This is a genomic window from Tepidanaerobacter sp. EBM-38 (genome assembly GCA_001896545.1).
Taxonomy (GTDB): Bacteria; Bacillota; Thermosediminibacteria; order Thermosediminibacterales; family Tepidanaerobacteraceae; genus Tepidanaerobacter.
Genome location: MPOT01000021.1, coordinates 1 through 10,399, shown reverse-complemented (window position 1 = coordinate 10,399; position 10,399 = coordinate 1). Strand labels below are relative to the sequence as shown.

Annotated in this window: 9 protein-coding genes and 1 pseudogene; all 10 read right to left on the bottom strand. The window is 40.4% G+C overall.

Translation table 11 applies throughout. From position 1 onward, the window contains the following. Positions 1-152: 152 nt before the first annotated feature. Positions 153-1,010, bottom strand: coding sequence for a tyrosine-type recombinase/integrase (locus tag BUC45_RS01435; protein WP_296969743.1), 858 nt, complete (start codon positions 1,008-1,010; stop codon positions 153-155). 137 nt (positions 1,011-1,147) lie between these two features. Beyond that, positions 1,148-1,817 (bottom strand): annotated as a pseudogene (locus BUC45_RS01430) (N-acetylmuramoyl-L-alanine amidase). A 49-nt stretch (positions 1,818-1,866) separates the two neighbouring features. Beyond that, a complete protein-coding gene (locus tag BUC45_RS01425) occupies positions 1,867-2,274 on the bottom strand; it encodes a phage holin family protein (protein WP_296969737.1) in 408 nt (135 codons plus the stop codon). Positions 2,275-2,306: 32 nt separating this feature from the next. Next, positions 2,307-3,404 carry a siphovirus ReqiPepy6 Gp37-like family protein gene (locus BUC45_RS01420; protein ID WP_296969735.1) on the bottom strand — a complete coding sequence of 366 codons (1,098 nt, stop codon included), beginning with the start codon at positions 3,402-3,404 and terminating at the stop codon, positions 2,307-2,309. Between the two features lie 16 nt (positions 3,405-3,420). After that, positions 3,421-3,552 carry an XkdX family protein gene (locus BUC45_RS01415; RefSeq protein WP_213950368.1) on the bottom strand — a complete coding sequence of 44 codons (132 nt, stop codon included), beginning with the start codon at positions 3,550-3,552 and terminating at the stop codon, positions 3,421-3,423. A 1-nt stretch (position 3,553) separates the two neighbouring features. Then, on the bottom strand, positions 3,554-3,931 hold the full coding sequence (locus tag BUC45_RS01410; RefSeq protein ID WP_013779428.1) for a hypothetical protein: 378 nt from the start codon (positions 3,929-3,931) through the stop codon (positions 3,554-3,556). Positions 3,932-3,945: 14 nt separating this feature from the next. Next, positions 3,946-5,031, bottom strand: a complete 1,086-nt coding sequence (locus BUC45_RS01405; RefSeq protein ID WP_296969732.1) for a hypothetical protein — start codon at positions 5,029-5,031, stop codon at positions 3,946-3,948. Beyond that, positions 5,031-5,978: a hypothetical protein gene (locus BUC45_RS01400; RefSeq protein ID WP_296969729.1), complete on the bottom strand. Its 948-nt coding sequence runs from the start codon at positions 5,976-5,978 to the stop codon at positions 5,031-5,033. Before BUC45_RS01400 ends, BUC45_RS01405 begins: the two co-directional genes overlap by 1 nt. 14 nt (positions 5,979-5,992) lie before the next feature. Continuing rightward, entirely contained in the window at positions 5,993-6,844 is an 852-nt protein-coding gene (locus BUC45_RS01395; RefSeq protein ID WP_296969726.1) for a phage tail family protein, read from the bottom strand. Between the two features lie 10 nt (positions 6,845-6,854). After that, a complete protein-coding gene (locus BUC45_RS01390) occupies positions 6,855-10,244 on the bottom strand; it encodes a phage tail tape measure protein (protein WP_296969723.1) in 3,390 nt (1,129 codons plus the stop codon). Positions 10,245-10,399 lie beyond the last annotated feature (155 nt).

Sequence of the window (10,399 nt, the reverse complement as noted above, 5' to 3'; positions counted from 1 at the left end):
GTTCTTCCTTCTCATATACATGTCAAGGCTTCTATAGTTCTTATATCCCAGCTTTTGTGCAGCTTCATCCCTTGTCATAAACTTTAAGAGCTCTATTATTTTTCTTACCCTTGTATCATAAATCGGTTTATTATCGCTCATTCTTTTCCCTCCTATAAGAGATTTACGGTATCACTTAATTTATTCATGTCCTGGTGAAGGTATCTGGTTGTAACTGCAAGGTTTGCATGACCTAATAGTTTTTGGATGCTCACAACTGATGCCCCTTTTTCTAAAAGGTTTGTTCCAAAGGAATGCCGCAAGATATGTGCTGACACATCCTTTTTAAGTCCTACCTCGTAGGCAGCTTCTTTAATGAGCCTGTTTACATATGAGCTTGAAACCTTTCCAGTGCTCTTTAGGGCAAAGAACCTACTAGATTTTGCATCTCTTATATTTTCTATATAGTTTTTTAGGATATCATAGAGCTTGTTATTTATCGGGATGTCCCTTGTTTTTCCTCCTTTGCCTTTAGTTATGTGAATGACTTTTTCTTCTAAATTTACATCATCTAGTTTTAGATGTATTATCTCTGACATCCTTCCGCCAGTGTAAAACATGGTCTCGACTGCTGTCCTGATAACCGGTTGCTTGATGGCAGCTGCTAATTTGTTAAATTCCTCCTCTGTTAAATAGTCTCTTTCTTTTTGCTTTACTTTCACCGGCTCGATAAGGCTTGCGATGTTTTTAGCTGTAATGTCCTTTTTTACGCAGTAGTTGTAAAAGCTTCTTAAGATGTAAACTGACCTGCTTCTGCTAGCTGATGCTATGCCCCTTTTCTTTTGGTCTAAAAGATAATCTTCAATATCCTCTAGTGTGACATCTTCTATATACACTGGGCAATTATGCTTTACACTTAAAAAGCTGTCAAAGTAGATAAGCTCTTTTTCATAACCTGTAATGGTCTGCTCTGACCTGTCTATAAGTTTCATGTATTTTATAAACTCTTGTATCCCTTGACCTAATAGCATTTTATCTCCTCCTTCTTTGGTACTAGCATGTTACCGTTACATTTCATTACTATCAAGTTAATTTTCACTTATAGTTAAGGCATAATTTATATTAGAAATTTAAGAGTTTTAGGGTTAAAAAAATAAGCCCTGAGGTTTCAAGGCTTATTGAATATCATGATAGTTGCATCAAAGCCCGCTTGCTTTAATTTCTCAACTTGCCTTTGTGCATTTTCCCTTTCTTTAAAAGAGCCTGCCATTACTCTATATAGGGTTTGGCTATTTGCAGTATATTTTATTCCCAGCTGGGATAGGATTGCTCCCGCTATAGCTTTTATAATCTCCTCCCTTTTGGTATCAAATAACTGGTTATCACTAGTGTTATCAATAAAGCCCACTTCCACTAATACCGCTGGTGCCTTTGTTTCTCTTAGCACATAAAAATTTGCCTCTTTTACACCCCGGTTAGTAAAACCGATACCCACCAGCGCTGTCTGGATCTTTTCTGCTAACGCTTTAGTTTTAGCTTGAGGATTTAGATAGGTATAGGTTTCAACACCTTTTGCAGCTTCTGGTTTAAAGGCGTTCCTGTGAAAGGATATGAAGTAATCATAGTTTTTCCTTTTTTCAATATTTACTCTTTCCTGAAGGCTTACGGTTTTATCTCCGGTTCTTGTTTCATCTACAATAACTCTATGCCTTCTTAGCTCTGCTGCAACTGCCTTACCTAGACTTAATACATCGTCTTTTTCTTTCCTTCCTTTATATACAGCTCCTGGGTCAGTGCCGCCGTTAATGGCCAAAGTCTAATAATATAGTTTTTGGCATCTAAACCACCTCCTTAATAAAACGACCTAGATTATCTCTATCCCACTAATTACTTTTTTTCATCCTTCTTCCCCAGCTCTATAAACACTGCCTTCAGCTTTTCCGGCACTGGAAGGCCTATCATGGTAGCGTTTTCTATAATACTTAGACCTTCGTTGGAAAGGTAGAAGAAAATCACAGCAGTCCTTACTGCGCTGCCTTTTTGGATAATATAAAAGTCGATGATATGACCAAGCCCTACGAAGGCGAATATAAGCACCTTTTTAAAGATGCCTTTAAAGCCAACGCTGCTGGACAGTTTCTTCTCTAAGAAGGCTAACATTATTCCCGTGATATAATCGATGACTACAAAAGCCACCAGTGCATAAAGCAGACCGTCAAAGTCACCTAAAAACCAGCCGATATAGCCACCTATGGCAGCAAAAATTAGCTGCAGGGTATGAATTAGCTCTTTCATATACTGTTTCTCCCCTTTTCATAAAAGATGTCTTAACGGGTACTTTCTATTTTTATTTCCCCAAGTGCAGATTTTAACTTCTGGGCAAGAGTAGGAAGGCTGCTGCCAAAAGTGACATTTAGCTTAAACCCACCTGCTTCGTAAATTTCTTCCACTTCGGTAATACGGGTATCCAAAGTCAAGTTCCAATCTTTATTTTGCACTGTAACTATATCCCCCGCATCCCAGTCTTTTTCATATTCAAAGGGACCCTTGGTAAGTATCTCGGATTGAAGCGATATAATCCTTTTGTGTTCAGCAAGTTTCACTTTGCCCCTTTCCGAAAGGTCAGCACTGTTTTTAATATCCCTAGCATCAACAAAGATAACGTGTTTATCAAGACCGGTATCATCATCACCTACCATGGCGATTTCCCGTTCTGCCCCTTCCCCTTGACCGGCCACTATAGCATAGTTCCCATAGCCGATTAGGCTCTCCGTATATTCCTGGGAGCTGATGTTTTCAAACTCTGGAGAAAAGATAACGGGAGGATTGGTTTTCTGGTTTACAGAAAAATCCCTTCCATTGTATATGTTAAATATCCACTTCTTTTGCTCAAAATCCGGATATATGTGCCAGCCAAGACCAGTCAGGCTGCTTATTTGCTCTATCTCCTCGCCCAGGTTCTTATACCGGCTTTGCCACTTAACTACAGGACCTCTGTTTTTGTTTCCAGCTATAACAAGCATGGGAAACTCCATCTCTGATATGTCCTTACAGTTGCGCTGCACATAGTGCTTCATCACTGTCTCTGCATTAGCTTCAATGACATCTTGAGCATTGTCTGCCGGTGGAATGGTAATGCGCTGCTGGGTAATGACCCCCAAGGTATAGCCTTTGACAGTAAGTATTTCCTCACCTCGATCATTTGATTTGATTTCCTTGTGCCGGATAATGCCGGTCTTGTATTTATCTGCCCCCACCATGATAAGGCTATTAATGTTTAGCTTATCGGTATTTTGCACCTTGCAATTTGTGACCAGCTGGAACTTTCCAGGCAAGTGGTAGCTGCGGCAAAAGGTAAGGGAGAGATAGTTGTCTACCTCTCCCTGTAGGTCAAGTGCAGGTGATAGTATCCTAATTGGTTTCATAGCCCACCAGCTTTCTTTAAGTTTCCTGACTTGTAATAGTATTAAATTCTTCTTCAGTTATCTTTCCTGCTTGCACCCAAATGTGCAGCTGCCACTTGCTAGCCCAACCTTTATCGTAGCAAAACTTACACCACTCAAAATCTGTCATGTCACATCACCCCTTCTTCTACTAGGATGGTCTGTAAATTAAAAAGCTGCTGACCTAAAAGTTCATTTTCTCTTTTAGTTTCCAGCAGTTCAGTTTGAGTTTGAAATAGTTGTTGTCCTAAAATACCAAGTTGCTCCTGTTGCAACTCTTCTGGTGTTGGTGGTATGTCTTCGTATTCATACCAGAGCTCTTTTGTGGTAGGATTACAGCGTAAAATTGGTGCTTTACCTTCTATTTGTTGTGGTTCCGGTATGCTTTCTACAAAAAAACCTTCTTGTTCTAATTCCTCTTTGGTCTTGCCAAATCCGTATTTTTTATGGAAAGGCATAGCATGAACAAGCAAGCTCTCTGTTTCGGCGTCATATTTTATAAAATACATAATTTCCCCTCCTGTTATTCTGATACCGTAATATAGGTTTTCATACATTGAATTTGGTTTCCATCTGGATTAATGCCCACAATAACTACGCCTTTATTATCTTCAAAAGAGTACAGTGGACTTAAGTTTCCAGTCTGTCTAAAGTTTTTATAAGATTCAGTCCCATATATAAAAAACCCATTCTTATCTATTGGATGCGACCTAAATTCAGTTGAACATTGTAAAGTTAAGGTTTTATTCTTGTTATGCGTAAAACCATAGCCATACGTATAATGTAAATTGTAGTCATCCATTATATATTCAGACTTAATCAAAGCAAAAGTTTCTGTATCAAAATAGCCAACACTTGCCTTGTACTGAGCATACGGATCACTTCGATAACTATAATTAAACCCATAGATTACATTAGGAGAACCACCTTTTACGGGAAAGGTCGTATCCCTAGACATAAAAGAGGCTACTGATGATGTAACTATATTTCCTTTTGAGTCTATGATAGTCTTATTTGAACTATTGTAAAAATCTATTACAAGACAACAATTTGTAGGATACATTCTTGTATAGTGTGGTGATGACCAGTTTGTAAAAGATTTTCTTGTGACTGAGTAGGTGCTTCTGTTTATTTTAGTAAAAATACTGGTTGTCTCGGCAGGGTTTTGTGTTAAACAGTAAATATAGCTAGCATCATAATCTAAAAAATCGACAATAGCCGGGGATAATGTAGCAACTTTAGTCCATGTACTTTCATCATAAATGTGAACTGTGTTGTAAGAATCATTTAAGTTCCTATCTAATCCACTAATAAACACCAATCCATCAAGAACAAAAGCATAATTAAATTTATGAGCGCTTGGAAATGGCGAAGAAATCGTTTGAACAAGGTCCAGAGTTTTCATATCATATACATAAATGCTGGAAGATACGCAATAGAATATATATTTTCCTTCATTATGCTCGGGAACAACCCGAGGAGCTGGGCCACTAACACTTCTTTTTGCTATAACTGGAAAGGTTAAATTGTCAACTGCTGTTACTACTTCAAAATCTTTTATCTTTTTTAACCCGATTCCATGTGCTTTTAATACGCTATCTATATTCATCAACTCACCACCTTGCTGACTATGTCCCCGTCTTTATCATAGGAAATATTCCATATTACAGTATCTAATAATGTAATTCCATCAGTGTCAAAAAACTCCCACGTATTAATTTGGTAATTACCTTCTTCATCGGCATCGCTTACAGTTGATTTCATATATAAAGTATCATCTTTTCTTCTATACTCAACTACTGTAAATATGCCATTTATGTCTTTATCAAAAGCATACAAAGAGTAATTATCTAACTTCTTTTTTATTTCTTCTTTAAATGCATCCCATGCTGACAAGTGCTCATCAAACCGGGTTTTTGTAACAAGATTTGTAGTGTCCTGCACTCCATCAAACCAATCTTTCCACTCTCGGTAAAAATCGCCATCTGGCTCTGATGTTTTAGAATCAAGCCAAGATTGAAACCTGTTGAATATCTCTGTGGTGTTTACCTGTTCAAAAAGGTGTGTGACAAGTCCGCATACTTCATTGTCCAGTCTTTCATCAGTTATTTGATGTGCTTCGATAAAGCTCTTTCCTGCGATAACTTCTACTTGGGCAAGGGATATTTCATAGATATTTTCATCTCTTGTCAGCTCCGGCACCTGTGGTGTTTCTGCTGGAGCGCCTTTTAGAATAAAGGCCTTTACATAGCGGTTTTCTAAAGTCTTGTCCAGGCGAATTACAACTCTGTCAATTCTATTAAGTTCTGGGTCTGCCATGCTGTGTTCTAATACTAAAGGCTCTTTTTCAATTTTATAAAGATAGCCTTCAATCCAGGCATAGCCGGGCTTAATAAATATCTTCATGTCCCTTTCATCAGTTCCTACTTGCAGGTTTTCTCCTCCGTTAAATATCCCGTTTCTGATAAACTGCCTGAAGTACTCGGCAAACTCATCAGCGGTATAGTAGCGTTCATCTTCACCATCGATGGAGTCAAAAAATCTAAACCTTTCCACAATGTCCCTCCTTCCTATAAGCCTGCATAACGGTTTTTCCACTTAACCAGCACCTTTGTCTTTATGCTGTCTTTGTTGCTGGTATAGCTTAAGAGGTTTTCCCCCGGTACTAGCTGCCAGAAGATACTGTCTAGTTCTATATAGTGAAAAGCGTTCTCTCCGTTAATTTTTACATGCTTTTCCCCAAAGGCAGTGGAGATATATAAGATATCTTCTTCCTCCAGCTTTCGGTTGACGGTTATAAACTCGCCAGTGGTAAGATTTGATACCGTAGGGTTGATAGCAGGTCCCGTAAATTCAATTTCCACAGGTGTAGCTACATCCCCATCGTTTAATGCCATCCTCTTAAAGCCCCGGTAAGAAAAGGCTGTGGGCAGTCTAAGTCTAAACCCAATCCCGCCCATTAAATATGACATCTTGCGAGTTTCGTAGAAGGTGTCAAGCCAGAAGGGCTGATGGCAAAGAAGGTATAATAAAAACTTCTGGTAATATAGACCTTGATTGCCCTTTGCTGCTGGAAATATCGGAGTGCTTTCAGCTATAGCCTTGATTTCCTTTACCAAATCTCCCTGGCGGTAGGCAATATTTACTTCATCCAGTTTTGGATTTACGACTTGCTGCATCAGCCTTCTTGCTTTTTGAAGTCTGCAAGGATCACCTTTAGTTATAATCATGCCTTCAATAGTAATGGCTCTATTTCCCAGGGTATTGTCGATATATGTTGAGCCGTCTTGCTGTGGTGCCTTTTGGCTTTCAATAGCTACCCCTACTTCCCCAACGCCGTCAATAGTTTCTAGGAAAAAAGGAGCTTGATTGCCCAAAGTAATGCTTTCTTTATTTTGATTAGTTATAATAATTTCCTGCATGGCACACCTCCTACCATTCAAGAGCAAGCTGTCTTGATGCGTTTTTTATTTGCCGAGCTGTTTCTGCCGGGGTAAGGGGAGCAGGGCTATTGATGGTGATGTGTTGAGTGATTCCTTTATTACCACCCATGATGTTCTTTGTTTCATTATCATTGTAAATCTTGCTTCCTCTTGGCAATTCCACAAGTTCTGGTCCTAGCTCACCTACCATGGTAAGTCCACCGGGAAAAAAGCTTGTTCCACTAAAGTTTGATGCAGCACTGCCACCGGAAGTTACAGTTCTAATAACTCTTGTGATTTTCTCTACGATGCTGAACACTTTCTCTTTTACTGTAGTGGCGTTCCATTCATGTATCTTTTCGATAGCATCTTCTATACCGCGTTTAACCTGGCCTAAAGCAGTGCTCACCTTGTCTGCCATTGAGCTAAATTTGATGCCGGTAACTTCTTCCATGGTGCTTAAAGCACTTTCCCAAACCGACTTATAGTTTTCGGTATAGGTTTTAATCAGGCCCTTTATACCACCACCGTGTTCATCGATTTTATTTTGCATAGCACTCCAGGTTTCAGCGGTCTTGGTTTTAAGGTTTTCCCAGGTTGTAAAGGTTTTAGTTTTAACCTCATCCCAGGTAGTGCTGACATTTACTTTAATAGCTGCTGCCGTTTCTGCAGTATTAAGCTTAATGTCATTCCATCGCTCACCTATGGTGGTTTTAATGCTTTCCCATTTTTCTGATGTGGATGTTTTAATTTCTTCCCAGGTTAAAATTACGTTTTGTTTAATAGATGCGGCTTTTTCAGCGATATCTGTTTTCATGGCCTGCCACTTGCTCTTTATTTCCCCGGTTTCCCAGTCCACTTGATTTACGTGTTCCTTTGCCTGTTTCTTCGCTTCTTCTACTACATTTAAGTGCATCTCTTCTGCCTTTTTAACCGTTTCATCTTTTTGCCTTTTAGCTTCTGCAATTAACTTATCTGCCTGTTCTTTGGAGATGGTCCCTGCTTCATCTCTTTGCCGGATGATTTCTTTTACCACTTCATTGTATTGTTCTTCGGCAGCTTTGATAGCCCCGTTTCTCTGCTCAATGCTGTTTTTTACAACTTCAGCAGCCTGCAAAGCAGTGATTTCACCAGCTTGGGCTTTCATGCGCTCTAATATGGCTTTGGCTTCTACTTCGTTTTCGGATAAAACCTTGATGCCAGTTTCCACCATCTGCCTTTGAATGGCGTTTATTTCTTCCTGTTCAGACTTGGTAAGTGACCTTTTCTCTGCCGTAGCGGTATCCAGGATTTCTTTTATCCTAGCTTCCCCTTCAGCTATGGTTTGTTTTTTGCTTTCATAGCCCTGCTGCATATTGTTTAAAATTTCTTCTTGTTCTGTCTTGGATAAAGCAGTGCTGCTGGTAACAAAGCCCCGCATCTTAGATAAAGACTCTTCATGGTGTTTATCAAGGCCGCCTTGAATCTCTTTGGCCATTTGAGAAAAGTTACCGGCAATGTTATCTGCCATATCTTTAGTGACTTCCTGGCTGCTCCAGGATAATTGATTTAAGGCTAGGGTTGCTTCATCATTGAGCTGTAAAAATCCAGTTACAGCCTCTTGTGTAGCTTTAGACGTCTCATTGCCAAAAAGCTGAATCTCTGGAATGCTCTCTTGACTCAAGTGTTTGTACAGAGCTACTCCAGCCGCTGTCACCCCGCCTATAGCTGCAACTGCTATCCCCACCGGTCCTGTAAGGACAGTAAAGGCAGTGGCTAATGCTCCTACTGCCGGGGTAGCAGCTGCCGCTCCGGTAGTAGCAACTGCTATGGCGCCTGATACTGTAGATATTGCACCGATTGCAACACCAATACCACCTACAAGCTTTCCACCGATAAGAAGCAGTGGTCCAATGGCAGCTGCCAAAGCAGCGACCATAACAATAGTCTCTTGGGTTGCTGGGGAAAGATTAGCAAACCAGTCTACTGCCTGTTGAAGTTTCTCCACCAGCTCATTTAGATGAGGAACAAGGACTTCAAATATTTGTATCCCCACACCTTCAAGGGCTGATTTTAATTTAGTAATGCCGCCTTGAAGGTTATCCTCCATGGTTTCTGCCATCTCTTTGGCTACACCGTTATATTCCCTAGTAGCCTGAGTTAGCTTTTCATAATCTTCAGGACTGGCATTGATGATAGAAAGCATCCCTGCCATGGCTTCTTTTCCAAAGATGGTGGCAGCGTACTGGGCTTGCTGTTCTTCAGAAAGTCCTGCAAATTTCGCCCTTAATTCATCCAGCACATCTTTAAACGGCAGCATCTCTCCATTTGCATCTGTGATGGAGATGCCTAGTTCATTCATAGCTGTTTTCATCTTGTCAGTTGGATTTGTAAGGTTTGCAATGGCGGTTTTAAGGGATGTTCCTGCCTGACTTCCTTTAATTCCTGCATTTGCCATTAGTCCTAGTGCAAGTGCTGCGTCTTCTGCCGAATAACCCAATGCACCAAAAAGAGGAGCCACATATTTAAATGACTCCCCTAAAAGTGCTACATTTGTATTTGAATTACTAGATGCGCTGGCAAGTAAATCTGCAAACTCTCCTGCTTGTTTTGCCTCCATGCCAAAGGCTGTTAAAGCATCTGTCACGATGTCAGACACTAGACCTAAATCCTCACCGCTTGATGCTGCAAGCATCATAACTCCTTCTAAACCGTCTAGCATTTGGGTTGTATCCCAGCCGGCCATAGCCATATACTTTAAGGCTTCGGCAGACTCACTTGCACTAAACTTGGTGGTAGCTCCCATCTCTTTGGCTTTTTCTTCTAGCTTTTTAAGGTCCTCGCCGGTAGCCTCGCTGATAGCCCCTACTTCACTCATACCAGCTTCAAAATCAGAGCCTACCTTTACTGCTACGCCCCCAAGAGCCACAAGAGGTGCTGTCACTTTCATGGATAGGTTCTTGCCCACATCCTCCATCTTTTTGCCTGCGTTCTGCAGGGTCTGTCCTAGAGGTTCTAGGCTCTTGGAAAGCTTATACCAGCTAGAGGACTGAAGCTCTATTTCCTGATTTACTTTCTTTAAATCCTGCTCCATATAGGCAAGCTGTGTCTTTGCTTTGTTTAGTTTTATCTCTAAATCCTGGGTAGCTTTAGCATCGGCTCCCTTAGTCTCTACAGACTTTTGATGGGCTTCTTCCAGTGCCTTTACTTTTTGTCTTTGTAGCTCTGTCTGTTTGGTTAGGCTATCAGATTTAAGTTTTAAGCTGTCTAATTCTTTACCATGTTTACCCATTTCTGCACTTGCCAGCTTAAACTCAGACTGCACCTTTTTCATCTCTCGGTTCAAGCTTGAGATGCCGTTTTGAAAGCCAGTGGAGTCTAGACCGATTTTTACATTTAGCTGCCCGATTTCTTTAGCCAATTTCTCACCACCTTTTGGCATGAAAAAAGCACCTGATTGCAAGGTGCCTGCTTAAAGTTTAAGTATGCGGTTCTATTCCTCGTCCAACCGATAACTTATCGTTCTTTGCTTTCCCAATACTTCTTTGCGTTATCATATATCTCATCTAAAGACAT

Excerpts from the sequence above, each read along its gene's own strand:
- BUC45_RS01435 (WP_296969743.1), bottom strand. The coding sequence starts at position 1,010 with ATGCTATTAGGTCAAGGGATACAAGAGTTTATAAAATACATGAAACTT.
- BUC45_RS01425 (WP_296969737.1), bottom strand. The coding sequence starts at position 2,274 with ATGAAAGAGCTAATTCATACCCTGCAGCTAATTTTTGCTGCCATAGGT.
- BUC45_RS01420 (WP_296969735.1), bottom strand. The coding sequence starts at position 3,404 with ATGAAACCAATTAGGATACTATCACCTGCACTTGACCTACAGGGAGAG.
- BUC45_RS01415 (WP_213950368.1), bottom strand. The coding sequence starts at position 3,552 with ATGACAGATTTTGAGTGGTGTAAGTTTTGCTACGATAAAGGTTGGGCT.
- BUC45_RS01410 (WP_013779428.1), bottom strand. The coding sequence starts at position 3,931 with ATGTATTTTATAAAATATGACGCCGAAACAGAGAGCTTGCTTGTTCAT.
- BUC45_RS01405 (WP_296969732.1), bottom strand. The coding sequence starts at position 5,031 with ATGAATATAGATAGCGTATTAAAAGCACATGGAATCGGGTTAAAAAAG.
- BUC45_RS01395 (WP_296969726.1), bottom strand. The coding sequence starts at position 6,844 with ATGCAGGAAATTATTATAACTAATCAAAATAAAGAAAGCATTACTTTG.